The sequence below is a fragment of the Aquaspirillum sp. LM1 genome (assembly GCF_002002905.1).
Lineage (GTDB): Bacteria > Pseudomonadota > Gammaproteobacteria > Burkholderiales > Aquaspirillaceae > Rivihabitans.
In genome coordinates this window covers 662,636-681,664 of the sequence record NZ_CP019509.1, presented here as the reverse complement: position 1 = coordinate 681,664, position 19,029 = coordinate 662,636, and the positions used below count along the sequence as shown (strand labels likewise).

General features: G+C 61.8%; 17 protein-coding genes. 8 read left to right on the top strand and 9 right to left on the bottom strand.

Going from position 1 to position 19,029, the window contains the following annotated elements; translation table 11 throughout:
• Positions 1 to 238 precede the first annotated feature (238 nt).
• From BXU06_RS03045 to BXU06_RS03025, 5 genes are all read left to right on the top strand, one after another.
• Positions 239 to 1,447, top strand: coding sequence for an efflux RND transporter periplasmic adaptor subunit (locus BXU06_RS03045; protein ID WP_171982096.1), 1,209 nt, complete (start codon positions 239 to 241; stop codon positions 1,445 to 1,447).
• Entirely contained in the window at positions 1,444 to 3,375 is a 1,932-nt protein-coding gene (locus BXU06_RS03040) for a MacB family efflux pump subunit (protein ID WP_077296707.1), read from the top strand. Before BXU06_RS03045 ends, BXU06_RS03040 begins: the two co-directional genes overlap by 4 nt.
• Before the next feature lie 69 nt (positions 3,376 to 3,444).
• Entirely contained in the window at positions 3,445 to 4,812 is a 1,368-nt protein-coding gene (locus tag BXU06_RS03035; protein WP_171982095.1) for an efflux transporter outer membrane subunit, read from the top strand.
• A gap of 427 nt (positions 4,813 to 5,239) precedes the next feature.
• Positions 5,240 to 7,195 carry an acyltransferase family protein gene (locus BXU06_RS03030; protein ID WP_171982094.1) on the top strand — a complete coding sequence of 652 codons (1,956 nt, stop codon included), beginning with the start codon at positions 5,240 to 5,242 and terminating at the stop codon, positions 7,193 to 7,195.
• A gap of 247 nt (positions 7,196 to 7,442) precedes the next feature.
• Complete coding sequence (locus BXU06_RS03025; protein ID WP_077296698.1) at positions 7,443 to 8,645, top strand: MFS transporter; 1,203 nt, start codon at positions 7,443 to 7,445, stop codon at positions 8,643 to 8,645.
• A gap of 106 nt (positions 8,646 to 8,751) precedes the next feature.
• On the opposite strand, the gene BXU06_RS03020 is transcribed toward BXU06_RS03025, so the two are convergent.
• Positions 8,752 to 9,498, bottom strand: coding sequence for a peptidylprolyl isomerase (locus tag BXU06_RS03020; protein ID WP_077296696.1), 747 nt, complete (start codon positions 9,496 to 9,498; stop codon positions 8,752 to 8,754).
• A gap of 389 nt (positions 9,499 to 9,887) precedes the next feature.
• Here BXU06_RS03020 and BXU06_RS03015 point away from each other — a divergent pair, with 389 nt between their 5' ends.
• The 3 genes from BXU06_RS03015 to BXU06_RS03005 are packed head-to-tail and all read left to right on the top strand — an operon-like array spanning position 9,888 to position 12,339.
• The gene (locus tag BXU06_RS03015) at positions 9,888 to 10,415 is read left to right on the top strand and encodes a cytochrome b (protein ID WP_077296694.1); all 528 of its coding nucleotides are present in this window, start codon (positions 9,888 to 9,890) and stop codon (positions 10,413 to 10,415) included.
• A gap of 48 nt (positions 10,416 to 10,463) precedes the next feature.
• Positions 10,464 to 11,036 carry a YceI family protein gene (locus tag BXU06_RS03010; RefSeq protein WP_077296692.1) on the top strand — a complete coding sequence of 191 codons (573 nt, stop codon included), beginning with the start codon at positions 10,464 to 10,466 and terminating at the stop codon, positions 11,034 to 11,036.
• A gap of 52 nt (positions 11,037 to 11,088) precedes the next feature.
• Entirely contained in the window at positions 11,089 to 12,339 is a 1,251-nt protein-coding gene (locus tag BXU06_RS03005; RefSeq protein WP_077296690.1) for an NnrS family protein, read from the top strand.
• Positions 12,340 to 12,456: 117 nt separating this feature from the next.
• Here BXU06_RS03005 and BXU06_RS03000 read toward each other — a convergent pair whose 3' ends face one another.
• The 8 genes from BXU06_RS03000 to rplM form a co-directional block, all read right to left on the bottom strand.
• Complete coding sequence (locus tag BXU06_RS03000; protein ID WP_077296688.1) at positions 12,457 to 13,080, bottom strand: LysE family translocator; 624 nt, start codon at positions 13,078 to 13,080, stop codon at positions 12,457 to 12,459.
• Between the two features lie 15 nt (positions 13,081 to 13,095).
• Positions 13,096 to 13,518 (bottom strand): group II truncated hemoglobin, encoded by a 423-nt coding sequence (locus BXU06_RS02995; protein WP_253189510.1) that lies wholly within the window; start codon positions 13,516 to 13,518, stop codon positions 13,096 to 13,098.
• 2 nt (positions 13,519 to 13,520) lie between these two features.
• A complete protein-coding gene (gene purT / locus BXU06_RS02990) occupies positions 13,521 to 14,738 on the bottom strand; it encodes a formate-dependent phosphoribosylglycinamide formyltransferase (RefSeq protein WP_077296686.1) in 1,218 nt (405 codons plus the stop codon).
• 83 nt (positions 14,739 to 14,821) lie between these two features.
• A complete protein-coding gene (locus BXU06_RS02985; protein ID WP_077296684.1) occupies positions 14,822 to 16,117 on the bottom strand; it encodes a D-amino acid dehydrogenase in 1,296 nt (431 codons plus the stop codon).
• A gap of 179 nt (positions 16,118 to 16,296) precedes the next feature.
• The gene (locus BXU06_RS02980; RefSeq protein ID WP_150125080.1) at positions 16,297 to 17,160 is read right to left on the bottom strand and encodes a CheR family methyltransferase; all 864 of its coding nucleotides are present in this window, start codon (positions 17,158 to 17,160) and stop codon (positions 16,297 to 16,299) included.
• Between the two features lie 240 nt (positions 17,161 to 17,400).
• Positions 17,401 to 17,727 carry an iron-sulfur cluster insertion protein ErpA gene (gene erpA / locus BXU06_RS02975; RefSeq protein ID WP_253189555.1) on the bottom strand — a complete coding sequence of 109 codons (327 nt, stop codon included), beginning with the start codon at positions 17,725 to 17,727 and terminating at the stop codon, positions 17,401 to 17,403.
• Between the two features lie 235 nt (positions 17,728 to 17,962).
• Positions 17,963 to 18,355 (bottom strand): 30S ribosomal protein S9, encoded by a 393-nt coding sequence (rpsI, locus tag BXU06_RS02970; RefSeq protein ID WP_077296678.1) that lies wholly within the window; start codon positions 18,353 to 18,355, stop codon positions 17,963 to 17,965.
• An 18-nt stretch (positions 18,356 to 18,373) separates the two neighbouring features.
• The gene (rplM, locus tag BXU06_RS02965) at positions 18,374 to 18,802 is read right to left on the bottom strand and encodes a 50S ribosomal protein L13 (RefSeq protein ID WP_077296676.1); all 429 of its coding nucleotides are present in this window, start codon (positions 18,800 to 18,802) and stop codon (positions 18,374 to 18,376) included.
• Positions 18,803 to 19,029 lie beyond the last annotated feature (227 nt).

Genomic DNA, 19,029 nt, shown 5'->3' with positions numbered 1-19,029 from the left:
AAGGCCCGTATCTTAAAGCGACTGGCTACTTGTGTGTAATGGAATGGGCCAAGCACCCTAACTGCATTTAACTTACCGGTTACACTACGTTACAAAACCCCGCCCGGCTGACACCCTGCCGACACATCCCGCTGTTTCAATACCTCATCTTGTCCCCTTGCCCAGATACGCCTGCCGTGCGGTGCCTGCCGAGGGGAACCGCCCCCTGGCACAGGGGGTTTTCCTGGAGGACCTCACCGTGAAAGTTGCAATCAAGCCGCTGCTGCACCGTCTGCGCTGGCCAGTGCTGGCGCTGGCCGTGCTGCTGGTGGCCGGGCTGGCCTACCGCCAGTGGGGCAGCCATAGCCAACCCGCCTACGTTACCCACACGGTGGCGCTGGGCACGCTGGAAAAAGTGGTCACGGCACTGGGCAATGTACAGCCCAAAGACTATGTCGATGTGGGCACTCAGGTGTCCGGGCAGTTACGCGAATTGCACGTCAAGATTGGCGATACCGTCAAAAAAGGTCAGTTGCTGGCAGAAATCGACCCAACGGTGTACGCCACCCGCGTAGCCGCCGACCGGGCCAGCCTGCGCGACCTGCAGGCGCAGCGCGCCCGTCAGCAGTCGGTATGGCAACTGGCCGAAGTACAAAAAACCCGCAGCCATGAGCTGCTCAGCCTGGGCGCGGGCAGCCAGGAAGCCGCCGACGCTGCTGACGCCGCCGTGGTGCAGGCGCAAGCAGCGCTGGCATCGCTGGTGGCGCAGATCGACAAGGCGGAATCTACCTTGCAAGGTGACGAGGCCAATCTGGGCTACACCAAGATTTATGCGCCAATGAGCGGGGTGGTGGTGTCACAACCGGTGTTCAAGGGCCAGACGGTGAATTCATCACAACAAGCGCCCACCCTGATGCGGATTGCCAATCTGGAGGTGATGACGGTGAATGCCCAGGTGGCCGAAGCGGATATTCCCCAGCTCAAGGCCGGCATGCCGGTGTATTTCACCACGCTGGGCCACGCCGAGCAGCGTTATCAGAGCACGGTCCGGCAGATTTTGCCCACCCCGGAAAAAGTCAACGATGTGGTGCTGTTTACCGTGCTGATTGATATCGACAACCGCGCCCGCCAGTTGATGACCAGCATGACCACACAAACCTTCTTTGTGCTGGGCCGGGCCGAGAACCTGCCGCTTGTGCCATTGTCGGCGCTGCGTCCGCTGGGCGAAGGCGGCGCGTGGTACGGCGCGCGGGTGCTGAGCGGACAAGGGGTGGCGCAACGCAAAGTCAAGGTGGCGCTGGCCAGCCGCACCGAAGCCGCCATTGCCAGCGGCCTGCAGGCTGGCGACGTGCTGATTGTCAGCGATGGCAAGGCGACCAAGCCTGGCAAGTCGGGCAAACCGGCGGACAGCAGCGCCAGCAGCAAAAAACCCAGCAGCGGCATGCCACCGCCAGGAGGCCCGATGTGAGCGCGCCGCTGATTGAACTGGCCGGCGTGTCGCGCCGCTACCCGAACGGTGACAGCGAAGTGCGGGCGCTGGACGGCATCACGCTGACGCTCCAGCAAGGTGAGTTTGTGGCCCTGCTCGGGCCGTCCGGCTGCGGCAAGTCCACGCTGATGAATGTGCTGGGCTGCCTGGACCGGCCCAGTGACGGGGTATACCGGGTGAACGGCCAGGATGTCAGCACACTGGACGCCGACACCCTGGCCAGCCTGCGCCGCGATACGTTTGGCTTTGTGTTCCAGCGCTATAACCTGATTACCACCGCCACCGCAGCAGACAATGTAGCGCTGCCAGCCATTTACGCCGGCCTGACGCTGGCCGACCGCCAGCAGCGGGCGCGCATCCTGCTGGGCAAGCTGGGTCTGGCCGAGCGCGCCGACCATCGTCCATCGCAGCTGTCTGGCGGTCAGCAGCAGCGGGTATCGATTGCCCGCGCACTGATCAACGATGCGCCGGTGGTGCTGGCCGACGAACCCACTGGCGCGCTGGACACCCGCAGCGGCCAGGATGTGCTGGCGCTGCTCAAGCAACTGCACAGCGAAGGCCGCACCATCATCCTGATTACCCACGATCTGGACATTGCCCGTCACGCGGAACGGATTGTGCGTCTGCGCGATGGCCAGGTTGAATCCGACAGCGGCCCGGCCCCGCGCAGCAGCGCGCCGCCACCGCCGCGCCCGCCTTCTGGCCAGCCCTCGTTGCGGGCCGAACTGGGCGAGTCACTGAGCATGGCGTTCACCGCACTGCGCGCCAATGTGTTTCGCACCGTGCTGACCTTGCTCGGGGTCATCATCGGCGTGGCAGCGGTGGTGGCGATGATGGCGATTGGCGATGGCGGCAAGCAGGAGGTGCTGGCGCGGATTTCCGCCATGGGCACCAATCTGCTGCTGGTGCGCCCCGGTGCGCCGGGGGTGCGCCCCAGTGGTGAGCTGGCCTCGCTGACCCTGGCGGACACCGAAGCGCTGCAAACCCTGCCCGGCGTGGAAGCGGTGTCGCCAGAACGCGGCAGCAGCGTCACCTTGCGGGTGGGCAATCTGGACTACCGCACCCAGGTGAAAGGCGTGTGGCCCAGCTACCCCAGTGTGCGCGACTGGCCAATGGCCGAAGGGCTGTTTTTCAGCCAGACCGACCTGAACAGCTACGCCCCGGTGATTGTGCTGGGCAGCACGGTGGCCAGCACGCTGTTTCCTGATGGCCGCTCGCCGCTGGGCCGCTATGTGCTGGTGAAAAATGTGCCGTTTGAGGTGGTGGGCGTGCTGGGGGCCAAAGGGGCCACCCCGTTTGGCAGCGACCAGGACGATGTGGTGCTGGTGCCGCTGACCACCGGCTTCATGCGGATTTTTGGCAAGCAGTACGCCAGTTCGGTGACTGTGCGGGTAAAAGATGTCGAGCAGATTGACGCGGTGGAAAGCGCCGTGCGCGAACGCCTGCTGGCCCGCCACCAGACCGAGGATTTTCAGGTGCGCAACACCGCGTCGATTCTGGAAACCGCCAGCGAAACGCAAAACACCCTGACCGTGCTGCTGGGCTCGGTGGCGGCCATTTCGCTGCTGGTGGGCGGCATTGGCGTGATGAACATCATGCTGGTGTCGGTGACCGAGCGCACCCGCGAAATCGGCGTGCGCATGGCCACAGGTGCGCGCATGCGCGATATTTTGCTGCAATTCAATATCGAGGCGATTGTGGTGTGCGGGGTGGGCGGCGCGCTGGGCATTGTGCTTGGCCTGATCAGCGCGCTGCTGGCCGGCAGCGCCGGGGTCAGCGTGGCGTTTTCGCCCTGGCCAGCGGTGCTGGCGTTTTCCTGCGCCTTTGCCACCGGCTGCCTGTTTGGCTACCTGCCCGCACGCAAGGCCGCACAAATGGACCCGGTGCAGGCGCTGGCATCGGAGTGAGCTGGCGTTGCCCATCCCGGCAGACCGGCTTGCCCCGAACAGACTCACTTTTTTGAAATGACCTCCATCATGCTGACACCTTCCTGGCTCCCCCGTCTGACCTTGTTGCTGCCACTGGCGGCGCTGACTGCCTGCGGCAGCCAGGTGGCACCGCTGGTCAAACCGGCCATGCCGGCCAGCCAGTGGCAAGCGGCGCTGCCTGCCCCTGCGCTTCAGGCACCCGGCTGGTCGGCGTACGCCAGCCCGGAACTGCTGCGTTTGCAGGCGCTGGCGCTGGCAGACAATCCTGGCTGGCAAGCGGCGCTCAGCCGGGTGGCACAGGCGCGCGCCACCCTGGCCGGCACCGAAGGCAGCCGGCTGCCGCAATTGAGCGCGGATGGCTCACGCAGCAGCAGCCAGAGCCGCCTGGCCGGCCAGGACAGCCACAGTGAAAGCTGGCAGGCCGGCATCAGCCTGGCGTATGAAGTAGACCTATGGGGCCGTCTGGCGGCGGGCAGCCGCGCCGCGCAGGCTGATCTGGCCGCCAGCCAGTTTGCCGCCCAAGCCAGCCGGCTGGTGCTGGAAACCGATGTGGCCAGTGCGTACTTCCGCTTGTGCCTGCTGGATGAGCGGGTGGCGCTGAATCAGGATGACATCACCCTGGCCGGGCAGATTCTGACCGGGCTGCAAGGCCGGCTGCGAGTGGGCAGCGCATCGGCGCTGGATCTCAGCCAGCAAGAGCAATTGCTGGCCACCCTACAGGCCGCTCGCGCCAGCCTGCTGGCCCAGCGCTACGCCGCACTGACCGCGCTGGCGATGCTGGTCGGCCAGCCGCCGCAAGGGTTTCAGGCGCGCAGCGTGGCGCTGGCGGATATTCAGCCGGCGCTGCCGGCGCTCAGCCAGCCGGCCAGCTTGCTCACCCGTCGGCCCGATATTCGCCAGGCCGAGGCCAATCTGGCCGCCGCCGATGCCAATGTGGACGCGGCCAGGGCGGCATTTTTTCCCCGGCTGACGCTTAGCGCGCGCAGCGCCTGGTCGGCAGCGGGCAGCGGCCCGGCTGGGCTGGCCGCCTCCTTGCTTGCCGGGCTGAGCGCGCCGCTGTGGGATGGCGGCCAGTTGAACGCCAGCCTGCAACGCAACGCCGCCCGGCGCGACGAACTGACCGCAACCTACCGCAGCAGTGTGCTGACGGCGCTGAAAGAAGGTGAGGACGCGCTGGAGGGCTGGGCACGCCAGCAAGAGCGCGATGCCGCGCTGGCCCGTGCCCAGGACGCCGCCGAACGCAGCCTGCGCCTGAGCCAGGGCAAGCTGCGCATTGGCAGCCTGGATCAGCTCAGCCTGCTCAGTGTGCAGCGCAGCTGGGTGGCCAGCCGCGACAGCCGCGCCCAGTCACGCTTTGACAGCCTGCAAAGCGGCCTGACGCTGTACAAGGCGCTGGGCGGCGGCTGGCAGCAGTGATGAGCAGTAAGTTGCATGTGTGGTGTAATGGCGCGTAGTTGACATACCCGTATATATACTTGTATTGCACCACATAACAACAAAACACGTAGAATTACTTAATTTCTGCTAGGCAAACAGGCTACCGTTGAATATAATTGTATCTAATGCTCTGAAACGAGCGTTTCAATTTGGTGGTAGCACGCTGACAGACTGAACAACATGATGTGGCATTCCTACAAGTGCTGACTGAACTGCGCTTGAATCTTTATTTACGGCATTAGCGTCAGTATTGACTTGCGTGCACTATTGTTGTTAATCCAGTACACCCGTTTGATGGCGTGTATTTTAGGCAAAACAGCGGCACGCGATGAACCACACTCCGGCTTACACCCTCCCCTCCCATCCTATAATACCTCACCCTACGTATCGCCCGGATATTGATGGCTTGCGTGCATTGGCCGTGTTATCCGTCGTTATTTTTCACGCCTACCCCAAATGGTTTAAAGGGGGATTTATTGGCGTTGATATTTTCTTTGTGATTTCCGGGTTTTTGATCACCACCATCCTACTGGCGGGCCTGGAGAAGCATCAGTTTAATCTGATGGATTTCTACGACCGACGAATCAGACGGATTTTTCCAGTTTTATTGGCAGTGATGGCCTCTTGCCATATTGCTGGCTGGTTTTTGTTATTGAGTGATGAATACAAACAGTTGGGCAAGCATATTGTAGGGGGCTCGCTCTTTCTGTCTAATTTTATGCTCTGGCGGGAAAGTGGTTATTTCGAAAAAGCTGCAGAGAATAAGCCACTACTGCATTTATGGTCGCTGGGAATTGAAGAACAGTTTTATATTGCCTGGCCAGTCATCTTGTATCTGGGCTGGCGCCTCCGGCTGAATTTGCTCAAGCTGACTCTGGGGCTCGCCATCGCCTCCTTCACATTTAATCTGCTTATCAGCCAATATGATCTGAGTATGGCGTTTTATGCGCCGCTTACCCGTGCCTGGGAATTGTTGATAGGCGCCATCCTGGCCTGCTTAACCCAGTTCAAGCCACAATGGCTACCGTCCACGCGCTCTGCCTACTGGCAGAATCTGGCATCGATAACAGGATTGACCTTGATCGGATTAGGGTTTTTCCTGATTAATGAGCACACCAACTTTCCTGGCCCCTGGCCATTGTTTCCAACTTTGGGCTGCGCACTCCTGATTGCCGCAGGGGACCAATCCTGGATCAACCGGGTGTTCCTGTCACACCGGTGGGTGGTCTGGTTTGGCTTGATCAGTTTTCCCTTGTATTTGTGGCACTGGCCGATGCTGGCTTTCATCCATATCCTGGGTGAAGAAATCTCACCGTTTGAAACCTTGCAGCTGATGGCGCTATGTGTCTTTTTATCCTGGGTCAGCGTCCAGCTGATTGAAAAACCCTTGCGCCATGGGCACACCACGTATACCAAAGCCTGGGTATTATTAGGGTTGATGCTATTACTTGGCCTGGCCGGGTATGTGTGTTACCAACAAAAGGGGTGGGATGGTTATGGCTATCGTGAACCTGGCAAACACAGCTTTGCGGCTTATTTTGAAAATGACTCACCGCAGTGGCAGTATTTTACCGCCACCAATATGCTGGAAAACTACCGTAACGAATGCAACTTCTATAACCTGGATCAGCGCCGCCAGGGGCATGCTAATCGGGTACCGCTAAACCACATTGCTCCAGCATGCTATGTGCGCGACAAAAAACACCCTCGCGCTGTGTTGATTTGGGGTGACTCACATGCCCAGCAGTTGTATTCAGGGCTGCGTGAGAACATGCCAAAGCAATGGCAAATCTTGCAGGTGGCCAGTTCGGAGTGCGCCCCCACGCTGGTGGGATCTGATTCTAGCCGTGATCATTGTGCCCGCTCTAACTGGTTTGCCATCGAAACCATTCGCCAAACCCAGCCGGATGTGGTCGTGATGGCACAAAGTGCTAAACATGATGGGGCCACGCTGTACCGGATGGGCCAGATTCTGCAAGGATATGGCGTGAAAAAGGTGATTATTGTGGGTCCTACGCCACATTGGCGTATGGATTTACCCAATCTGGTCATGCGTAAACTATGGGTTAATACACCCGAACGCACCTGGATGGGGGTGGATATCAATGTGCACCAAACTAACCTCACGCTGAAGCACTACTTTGGCAACGGAGAAGACATCGCCTTTGCCGATGCGCTGCCGGTGTTTTGCAATGCCGATGGCTGCCTGACCCGTATTGGCGAGGATCGCCAGACGGGGATCACCACATGGGATTATGGCCATTTGACACCGGTGGCTTCCGACTATCTGGCGCGCCATCTGTTGGTGGAGCTGATTACCCGGCGGGTAGAAGCAGACCATCGCCTCCTGCACCAGCGCTAATCTGGCTGGGGCCAGGGCAGCAGCCAGCCGGTGCCCTGGGCCATCTGGCCGGCACCAGGCGGCACACGCCCATCCTGAAAAATGACAAATTAAGTAAAACTACCAATAGTCATATGCAGCCAGCCCGCTTTATGATGGATAAAGCCTCTTGCCATCGCGTGCTGACCATGCGGCGGCCTGCCTCCATCCTGCCCAAGCATCAGGCCTGTCCTCGTGGTTTCTGTCTGCCTTTCCGGAGAAGTGTTGCATGTCCACCATCACCGTCACCCCGTCTCTGGTTGACACCCAACGCCCCCGCATTCTGGGGGCGATCAGTTTTTGTCACTGCCTGAATGACATGATCCAGTCGATGATTCTGGCGGTATACCCGCTGCTCAAAGGCAATTATGGGCTGAGTTTTGGCCAGATTGGCCTGTTGACGCTCACTTACCAGTGTACCGCCTCACTGCTGCAGCCGATGGTGGGGCTGTATACCGACCGCCGACCCCTGCCGTATTCGCTGGTGGCCGGCATGGGCTTTACTCTGGTCGGGCTGCTGCTGCTGTCGCAGGCCGGCAGCTTTGCCGTGCTGCTGTGTGCAGCGTCGCTGGTGGGGATGGGCTCGTCGATTTTTCATCCGGAAGCCTCACGGGTGGCGCGGATGGCGGCGGTGGGCGGCAAGGCCGGGTTTGCCCAGTCGCTGTTTCAGGTGGGCGGCAATGCCGGATCGGCGCTGGGGCCTTTGCTGGCAGCGGCGGTGATCTACCCACATGGCCAGTCCAGTGTGGCGCTGTTTTCGGCGGTGGCACTGCTGGCCATGGGGGTGATGGCGTATGTCGGCCACTGGTACGCCCGCCATCCTCGCCAGCACAAGGCCAGCCAGGTGCTGGCCAGCCGCTTCAGCCAGCGTCAGATTGTGCTGATTATGGCGGTGCTGCTACTGCTGGTGTTTTCCAAGTATTTTTATATGGCCAGCCTGACCAGCTACTACACGTTTTATCTGATGGCACACTTTGGCCTGGGCATTCAAACTGCCCAGCTTTATCTGTTTGTGTTCTTGTTTGCCGTGGCGCTGGGCACCATTCTTGGCGGCCCGCTGGGAGACAGGATTGGCCGCAAGCGGGTGATCTGGTTTTCCATTCTGGGCGCGGCACCGTTCAGCCTGCTGGTGCCCTACGCCAATCTGGCCGGCACCGTGGTGCTGACCTTTCTGGCCGGGATGATTCTGGCCTCGGCATTTTCGGCGATTGTGGTGTACGCCCAGGAATTGCTGCCAGGCCGGGTGGGCATGGTGTCCGGGCTGATTTTTGGTTTTGCTTTTGGCGTGGGCGGCGTGGGTGCCGGCCTGCTGGGCCAGTTGGCCGACCATTACGGCATTGAAACCGTCTACCGGCTATGCGCCTGGCTGCCTGTGCTGGGGGTGTGCGCGGTGTTGCTGCCAGATTTGCGCCGCAGCACAGCGGCACCCTGATACCGACCCAGCGTCAGCCTGCACCAGGCCACCAGAAGATCTTCTGCTGGCCTGGTGCGGTGTGCTGGGTACCGTGTGGTTAGATCAGGGCGGAATCCGTCCTGTCTCAGCCTTGCAACGGCACCAGCGCATCGGTCATGTCCACGCCCTGAATGTCGGCCTGTTCCACCAGCAGATGCAGAAACTGATGCAGCGACTGGCCATGACCCAGCGAGGTCAGGTGCTCGGCCAGCATGTCGCGCACTTCTTCAAACGGCACGGTCTGCCCTTCGCTGCGCTGGGTCACCTGAATGATATGCAGGCCAAACTGGGTTTCCACCAGTTCTTCGGCAATCTGGCCCGGCTCCAGGGTAAAGATCATGGCGTCAAATTCCGGCACGGTCTGGCCACGGGCCAGCATGCCCAGGTCGCCGCCTTCTTCACGCGACGGACAGGCAGAATGCTCTTGCGCCAGTTCGGCAAAGCGCGCCGGCGTGGCCAGAATCTCGTTCAGCACGCCTTCGGCCTTGGCGCGCAGCAACGCGGGCGGCACGTCCTGCAAGGGCTGGAACAGAATATGCCGGGCAGCCACGGTTTCGCCGGTGACAAAGGCTTCCGGATGGGCGGCATACCAGGCCTGACAGTCGGCTTCGCTGACTTTCGGCGGCGGAACTTCCAGCTGGATCACCTGATTGATCCGGGCGTCGTCGTCCTCACCGTCCAGCCCCAGGCGGGCAGCTTCCTGCAGCAGCAGCTGGCGCAACACCAGTTCGTGGGTGGCATGCTGCAGCGGCTGTGCGGCCTCGACATGACGGGGCAGTTCGTTTTCGATCATGGCGTCGGTGATTTCGACGCCGTTAACGGTAATGGCCATAAAAAGACGCTTTCAGAAAGGAAATGCGGTAGACCGCCGCCAGCGGGTCAGGCCGACAAACCGGCCTGACCCGCTGATTATGCGGTGAGCCCACGCCATTTGTCAGCCTTGCCACACGGAGAATGGTGCCATGGTATTGGCCATAAGCCGCACCGTGGCATGCTGCGCCCTGCGCCAAGGCGTGCACAGTTTGTTATCCTGCTCCCCCTGAAACCCGGCGCGCCAGGCCAGAAAACCGCACGTCGGCCAGAATTTTTCGCCAGCACGGGCGCAGATGCGCGCGGCATTTGCTACCCTAGCGGCAATTGCGCCCGTGGCGGCAGGCTGGCCGGCAGCCACGGGCACTGTGGCCCTTTTTCCTACCCAAATGATTTTGCTGGAGCCCTCCGATGACCCCACCGCTGCGCTACCCTTTTCCGGCCCGACTGCTGCACTGGCTGATGGCCCTGATGATCATGGCCGGGCTGGCCCTGGGCTACTACCTGAGCAGCCTGCCGGATGCAGCAGACAAGCAGGCGCTGATGACCGTGCATCAATCCAATGGCGTGGCCGTGCTGCTGCTGGCGTTTGTGCGGCTGGGCTGGCGCATGGGCAACCCGCCGCCGCCGCTGCCAGACAGCACGCTGTGGTGGGAGCGCGCCATTGCCCGCGCCGTACACCTGCAGCTGTATTTGCTGATGATTGCCCTGCCACTGAGCGGCTGGCTGATGAGCTCGGCCAAGGGCCATAGCGTGGTGTTTCTGGGCCTGGTCACGCTACCAGACCTGGTGGCCGCTGACCCGGCGCTGTTTGACACACTGAAAGGCGCACACGGACAGCTGGCCTTTGTCACCGTGGTGCTGATTGCGCTGCACCTGGCCGGGGTAGTCAAACACCAGTTGCTGGATAAAGATACCCTGCTGGCGCGGATGCGCTGAACCCCACGCCGCCCCGGCTCCACCCCCTTTGCCTAACAGGAGATGCTGATGTCCCGATTTGCCCTGCTGCCAGCCCTGCTGCTTGCTTCCCTGGCCACCCCGGCCCTGGCCCTGCCGGCCACCTACACCCCGGACCCCAGCCACACCTACGCCTACTTTGAAGTGGGTCATCTGGGTTATTCGATCCAGCGTGGCCGCTTCGACAAGCTGGGCGGCAAAATCCGTCTGGACGGCGCATCGCAGCAGGGGGTGATCGACATCATGATCGACGCCGCCTCGATCAGCACCGGCTTTCCCAAGCGCGACGAAGCGCTGCGGGGCGAAGAATTTTTCAACGTGGCACGCTTCCCCACGCTGGTCTACCGCTCCACCACGCTGAAATTTGTGGGCGAACGCCCGATTTCCGCCACCGGCACGCTGACCCTGCTGGGGGTGAGCAAGCCGGTTGAGCTGAAAATCTCCCAGTTTTACTGCGCCCCGCACCCCATGATGAAAAAAGACATGTGCGGCGCAGAAGCCAGCGCCAGCATCAAGCGTAGCGAGTTTGGCATGAACCGCTATATGCCGGGCATTGGTGACGACATCAAAATCTCGGTACAGATTGAGGCGTTCAAGGATTGACCGGCAAAATGGCCGGCCATTCTGGCCCATCCGGCCAGGCTTGATCTGCATCATGTCTTTTGCCCAGCCAGGGCGCGGACAATGCCGGGTCACCAGCCTCAAGGAAAGCCTGATGTTCTCCACTGCTTTGTCTGCGCCGCATCGGGCGCTGTTTGCCACTGGCACGCTGGCGGTCATGACCGCCATGCTGTGGTGGGGGGCGGTGTTGCTGGGCCGTGCGCTCGGCCAGGACTGGGCCGACGCCAGCCTGCCGGCCATGCTGGTGCATGGCCACTGGATGCTGTATGGCCTGTTTGCCCCGTTCATGGCCGGGTTCATCTTCACTGCCGGCCCCAAGTGGCTGGCCGTGCCGCCGCCGCCCCGCGCCCACTATCTGGCGCTGGTGGCGGTGTGGGGGCTGGCCAACCTGATGCTGCTGCTGGGCCAGCTGGGCGGTGGGCGCATCAGCCAGGAGCTGGGCCACGGCCTGATCGCCCTGGGCATGCTCGGTTTGCTGGCCAGCTGGCTGCGCTGCATTCATGCCAGCCGTCAGCCCGACCGTCACCATGCCTGGGCCGTGGCGCTGGCGTTTGGCCTGGGCGCGGCAGGCGCGCTGGCCGGGCTGGGCTGGGTGATCAGCGGCGCGGGCTGGGCGTGGGGGCTGATGCGCACGCTGGCGCTGTGGGGATTTCTGCTGCCGGTATTCTTGACGGTCAGCCATCGCATGCTGCCGTTTTTCAGTGCCAGTGTGCTGCAACCTTACCAACCGTGGCGGCCATATTCGCTGCTGCTGGGGTTCTGGCTGGGCAGCCTGGGGCACACCGCGCTGACCCTGCTGGACTGGCCGCTGCTGTGCGCGGGCTGGGATGCACTGTTTGCCGGGCTGCTGGCGTATACCAGCTGGCGCTGGGGCGTGCGCCGCTGTTGGCGCAACCGGCTGCTGGCCATGCTGCATCTGTCGTTTGCCTGGGCGGCGCTGGCGCTGGCGCTGCATGCGCTGGCAGCCATCTGGCCGTCACTGGGCAGCGCACCAGTGCATGCGCTGACAATCGGGCTGTTCAGCACCTTGATGATGGGCTTTGTCAGCCGGGTATCGCTGGGGCATTCCGGCCAGCCGCTGGTGGCTGCCCCCTGGCTGTGGCGGCTGTATCTGGCGCTGCACGGCGTGGCGCTGCTGCGGGTACTGGCCGAAGCCGCACCACAGCCAGCGCGCAATCTGCTGTATGTGCTGGTGGCGCTGGGCTGGCTGCTGATCTGGGCGCGCTGGGGTGGGCAGTTTCTGCCGGTGTACATGCGGCCACGCGCGGATGGGCAGCCGGGTTAGGGATTGGGTGCCCTGCGATTGTTGGGGTAACCCAGCCGGGTGCCGCCGGCTGAAACCGAACGGCCCACGGTTTTTCCAAATAAAACCGTGGGCCGTTCGGTTTTCATTTTACCGGGTTCATTCCAGCGCCCCGTGCGCCAGTTTCAGCCCCAGCGCCATCATCACTCCCCCAGCCACACGATCCACCCAGGTTTTGCCGCGCAAGTAAGCCTGGCGGGGCAAAGGCGCGGAGAGCGCCCACGCGGCCAGGGTGTACCAGCCAGTTTCCACCAGCAGCACCGCCAGGGCAGTGAGTAGCTTGAAGGTCAGATCAGGCTGGGCGGGCAGGAAGGCGGCAAAGACACTGGTGTAGACAATGGCGGTTTTCGGATTGCTCAATTGGGTGAAAAGGCCGGTGGCAAAAGCCCGGCGCGCCGGCGGCGCTGTTTCGGCGCTGTCAATGAGCAAGGGCAGGCGGGCACCGCGCCAGATGCGCCAGCCCAGCCAGGCCAGATACAGCCCACCGGCCAGTTTCAGCGCCAGATACAGCATGGAGGACAGGCTGAGCACGCTGTGCAGACCCAAAAGCGCCAGAACGGCAAACACCAGCCCACCGGTTCCAATGCCGGCGGCGGCCAGCAGGCCGTGGGAACGGCCCTGGCTGACGGCAGTACGCGCCACCATCACAAAGCTGGGGCCGGGGCTGGCGGCACCGATGCCGATGGCGACGGTGATGCCCAGCAGGGCGGGCCAGTGTGGCATGAGGGGTCTCCGGGCTCAGGCAGGGGGTTGGTTCTGCATGAAATTGGCGGTATTGCGCAAGGCGGCCATCAGTTGCTCGCGCAGGGTCGGGTCCACCGCCAGACCCTCGAAGGCGTGTTCCATGCAGTACATCCATTGGTCGCTGGCAGACTGGTTAATCGGAAACGGCAGATGACGGGCGCGCAGGCGCGGGTGGCCAAATTGCTCCATATACAGATTGGGGCCACCCAGCCAGCCGGACAAAAACATGAACAGCTTCTGCCGTGACCCTTCCAGATCTGCCGGGTGCAGGCGGCGGATTTCTGCCACTGCCGGGTCGTGCTCCATCACATTGTAAAAACGATCAACCAGCAGGGTGAGCATGGCCTCGCCACCCAGCAGCTGGTACGGGGTGACGGTGTGCATCGGATTGGCTTCGGTCGGGGTGGCGGTGGTCATGGTCAGGGCTTTCGTTGGACGGGGATAACGCGGCTGGCGGCCAGCCTGGCGCGCTCGCGGGCCTGGGTTTCGTGCTCGGCGCTGGCCAGCGCCACGCCCATGCGGCGGCGGGCAAAGCTTTCCGGCTTGCCAAACAGGCGCAGGTCGCTGCCGGGCACGGCCAGCGCGTGGGCTACGCCGTCAAAGCCGATGGCTTGCGCTTCCATGCCGCCGTAGATCACCGCGCTGGCCGCAGCCGGCACACGCATGGCCACATCCACCGGCAGGCCGAGGATGGCGCGGGCGTGCAGTTCAAATTCGCTCAAGGTCTGGCTGGCCAGCGTCACCAGGCCGGTGTCGTGCGGGCGCGGGCTGACTTCCGAAAACCACACCTCGTCCCCCCGGATGAACAGCTCCACCCCAAACAGGCCGCGTCCGCCCAGATTATCCACCACCGCCTGAGCGTAGTCGCGCGCCTTCTGCCGGGCCAGCGGGCTCATCGCCTGCGGCTGCCAGCTTTCCACGTAGTCGCCGTGTTGCTGGATATGGCCAATCGGTTCGCAAAAGTACGTCTCGACATTGCCATCGGTATTGCAGGCGCGCACGGTCAGCTGGGTAATTTCGTAATCAAACTGGATAAAGCCTTCCACAATCACCCGCCCTGCGTCCACCCGCCCGGCGCTGGCGGCGTAATCCCAGGCAGGGGCCACATCCTCCGGGCCACGCACCAGGCTTTGCCCCTTGCCGCTGGACGACATCACTGGCTTGATCACGCACGGATAGCCGATGCCGGCATCGATGGCGGCTTGCAGTTCGGCCAGGCTGTCGGCAAAGGCATACGGCGAGGTGGGCAGGCCCAGGGTTTCCGCAGCCAGCCGGCGGATGCCTTCGCGGTTCATGGTCAGTTGCGCGGCGCGCGCGGTGGGAATCACTTCAGCCAGGCCATCGGCTTCGATGCGCGCCAGCTCGTCGGTGGCAATCGCCTCGATTTCCGGCACAATCAGGTGCGGACGCTCGCTTTCCACCAGCGCGCGCAGCGCGGCGGCGTCGGTCATGGCAATCACATGGCTGCGATGTGCCACCTGCATGGCCGGGGCGTTGGGGTAGCGGTCCACGGCGATGGTTTCCACCCCCAGCCGCTGCAGGGCGATGACCACTTCCTTGCCCAGTTCGCCGCTGCCCAGCAGCATGACCTTGAGCGCCGTGGGCGAGAGCGGGGTGCCAAATTGAATGGATGGCATAAACAGTCCTTGCAAAGGGCGCGCCGGCAACGCAAACGCCGCACAGTGGCAACACTGTACGGCGTGCGGGCGGCAGGCCGGGGTTACAGGCCGATAAAGCGGAAGTCCACTTCCGGGCGGTCGCCGTTGATGATGTCGGCCAGCGCCCGACCAGAGCCAGCGCCCTGGGTCCAGCCCAGCGCGCCGTGGCCGGTGTTGAGAAACAGGTTTTTATATTCTTTGGTGCGGCCAATCAGTGGCACATTCGATGGGGTAACCGGGCGCAGGCCAGTCCAGAACATCGCATTGCTGTAGTCGGCAGCGCCCGGAAACAGCTGCTTGGCGCGGTTGATCAGCGCCGCGCAGCGCACCGCGTTCAGTTCGGTGGAATAGCCATTGAATTCTGCCGTGCCGGCAACACGCAGGCGGTCGCCCAGCCGGGAAAACACCAGGCGGTTTTCTTCATCGGTGATGCTGACCATCGGCGCATTGTCACCTTCGACAAACTCGCCGTTCTGCACTTCCACTTCCGGCTCTTCAATCGGCGCGGTGGCGGAATAGCCCTTGGCCGGATAAATCGGCAGCTTGATGCCGATGGTGCGCGCCAGCAGCGGCGAATAGCTGCCCATCGCCATTACAAAAGCGTCAGCCGTCAGGGTTTCGTACTGGCCATCCGGGCCGGTAATCGACACCCCGCTCAGGCTGCTGCCACGGGTCAGCAGGGCATTGATGCGGGTGTGATAGCGGAATTCGGCGCCAGCCTCGGCGCACAGGGCGGCCAGACGCTGGGTAAACATGCGCGCATCGCCGGATTCGTCACTCGGGCAATAGGTACCGCCAGCCAGCTTGGGCACCATATGACGCAGCGCGGGTTCGATTTCGGCAATCTGGTCGCGGGTAACCACCTTGCGGTCCATGCCGTAGGTCTGCATCAGCAAACAGGTGTTGGCCGCTTCATCCAGCGCCTGCTGGCTTTGGTAAATGGCCAGAATGCCACGGGTTTGCTGGTCGTACTGAATATGGGTTTCGGCCCGGATGTCCTGCAGGGTTTGCCGGCTGTACAGGCCCAGGTTGAGCAGCTGGCGGATATTCTGCTTGGCGCGGCCTGGCCGGCATTCGGCCAGAAACTTCAGCGCCCACGCCCATTGCCGGCTGTCCAGCCGCCAGCGGAACAGCAACGGTGCATCTTCGTGCGACATCCACTTGAGCGCCCGCATCGGCGTGCCAGGGTTGGCCCATGGCTCCGACTGGCTGACCGAAATCTGCCCGCCATTGGCATAGCTGGTTTCCACCCCGGCCTGCGCCTGCCGGTCGATCACAATCACTTCATGACCGGCCTTGGTCAGAAACCAGGCGGTGGAAACCCCAACTACCCCTGCGCCCAACACCACGACTTTCATACGGTTATCTCGCCCTACGCCAAACCCGCTGCCACAAGGCAGGGCTGACAAAAGTTGGAATCAAATCATTCAGACCGGCCATTGCCGCCCTAACGGGCGGTGTCTGCGCTTGCTCAGCCACGATTATGACACGGCCACCGCCAGCGGCCATAGCCTGTTACTTGGCATTTAATCTGCCATCACAACGCATTCACCCGTTCGTACACCGTTTTGCCACGCAAGCGGAACAAATCGGTAGCGTGGTAAAAGTTTTCCGAGTGGCCAACAAACAGCAAGCCATCTGGCTTGAGCAGCGGCGCAAAGCGGCGCAGCACGGCCAACTGGGTATCGCGGTCGAAGTAAATCATCACATTGCGGCAGAAAATGGCGTCAAACGGCCCCCGGATCGACCATTGCGGGTCCACCAGGTTCAGCGGCTGGAAGCGGATCATCTGGCGCAAGGCCGGCTTGGCCTGCCAGCGCTGCTCGTCCAGCCGGTCGAAGTAGCGCTGGGCCATGCCGCTGGGCAGCTTGTTGATGGCTTCTGCGCCATAAATGCCTTCCGCGCCAGTGCGCAGCACATTGGTGTCCAGGTCAGTGGCCAGAATGCTGACCGACTGGCGCACGCCTGAACTGGCGGCTTCCAGCGCCGTCATGGCCAGCGAGTAAGGCTCTTCGCCGGTAGAGGCAGCTGAACACCAGATCTGGATATCGCCGCTGCGGCTGCGCAGGTGGTCGGCCAGGATCGGAAAATGATGCTCTTCGCGGAAGAAATAGGTCAGATTGGTGGTCAGCGCGTTGACAAAGTGCTCCAGCTCTTCCCGGCCCCGGTCGGCAGAAAACAGCAGTTCCAGATAGGCGGCAAACGATCCCAGCTGCAGGGTGCGGATGCGCCGCACCAGACGGCCATACACCATGTCTTTTTTGCTGGGGTTGAGCGCAATTCCGGCGCGCTGATGGATAAAGCGGCGGATGCGGTCGAAGTCGTCGTCGGTGAAGACAAATTCACGCTGAATCGGGGGCAGCTTGGGCAACACAATAGCGGGAGGAAGCGAAGTCTTCATAATACCTGTTCAGTCAAGTCATCTCTGCCCACGGATACCGCGCCGATTGTGCCGTTCAGCAGTGACGGTGCTGTGACGGCAAAAGCCCAAGCAGGGGCTTGGGCTTTTTTGGGGCGCAGGCGGAGAATCAGTCTGCACTGCCGGCTGACCTGACGTCAAGCCTTGCCAGCGGCCAGCGCAGGGCGCATCAGTAAAAATACTGGGCGCATGCGCCGGCGCGTTGCAGTGCAGCAGGCGGGCTTACACCGAGAACGACGAACCGCAACCGCAGGTGGAGCTGGCATTGGGGTTCTTGATGACAAACTGCGAGCCTTGCAGGCTTTCCTGGTAGTCGATTTCTGCCCCCACCAGATACTGGTAGCTCATTGGGTCAACCAGCAGTTGCACGCCTTCTTTTTCTACCAGGGTGTCGTCGTCGTTGGCGATTTCATCAAAGGTAAAGCCGTACTGGAAGCCGGAGCAGCCGCCGCCGGTGACAAACACACGCAGTTTCAGCTCGGGGTTGCCTTCTTCGGCAATCAGGTCCTTGACCTTGTTGCAGGCATTGTCGGTAAACACAAACGGCATCGGGATTTCAGTGGCAGCAGCGGTCATGGTGGAAATTCTCCAGCAGAAAAGGGGGATGAGATCAATGAATTATCCGCTGCCGTGGCAGAAAATCAACATACTTGCCAGCAAGGTTATTGCAACAGCAGCACAGCGGACGCTTTCGGTCAGGCTGGGCCAGCCGGCCAGGCCGGCAAAACCCCAGCGAGGATATGAAAAAAGCCGCACAAGGCGGCTTTTTTCGGCAGTCCAGCGATTAACGCTTGGAGAACTGCTTGCGACGGCGGGCCTTGTGCAGACCGACCTTCTTACGTTCAACTTCACGCGCATCGCGGGTCACCAGACCGGCAGCCGACAGGGTCGGCTTCAGTTCGGTGGAGAAGTCGATCAGGGCACGGGTGATGCCGTGACGCACAGCACCGGCCTGGCCGGTTTCGCCGCCGCCCACCACGTTGACCATGATGTCGAAGCTTTCCAGGTGTTCAGTCAGGGTCAGCGGTTGACGCACGACCATGCGGCCGGTTTCGCGGGCAAAGTATTGGTCCAGCGGCTTGCCGTTGACGGTGATCTGGCCATTACCCTTGGCCATGAACACGCGGGCCACTGCGCTCTTGCGACGACCCGTACCGTAGTAGTATTTACCGTTCATATCTTGTTCCAGCCTTTATCAGATTTCCAGCACTTTCGGCTGCTGTGCGGAGTGCGGATGCTCGTTGCCGGCGTACACCTTCAGCTTGGACAGCATGGCGTAGCCCAGCGGGCCTTTCGGCAGCATGCCCTTGACGGCTTTTTCCAGCACGCGCTCAGGGAACTGCTGTTGCATCTCGGTAAAGGTACGTTCGTAGATACCGCCGGGGTAGCCAGAGTGGCGGTAGTACTTCTTGTCCTGTGCCTTGGTACCGGTCACGCGGATTTTTTCGGCATTTACCACAACAATGAAGTCACCGGTGTCAACGTGCGGGGTGAACTCCGGCTTGTGCTTGCCGCGCAGACGATGGGCGATTTCAGCGGCCAGACGACCGAGCACCTTGTCGGTGGCATCCACCACGAACCATTCGCGCTTAACCTCGTGCGGCTTGGCAGAAAAGGTTTTCATGGAAACTCTTCCAGTCAAAATTCTTGAAAGTTGTAGATTCTATTACAGCAGGAAGACGACTGTCAAACCGCGTACACGATAACCACGCAAAGGCAAGCGCCTGATTTTTCAAACAGCTTTGCCTTGGCAGGCAAACCCGCCCGCCTGCCGCGCAAATGGCGGGAAAACCCGGCTGCCGGCCCACGCTTACCTTGCAGTGCAAAATAGCCATCCTGGTCCGAATGTGT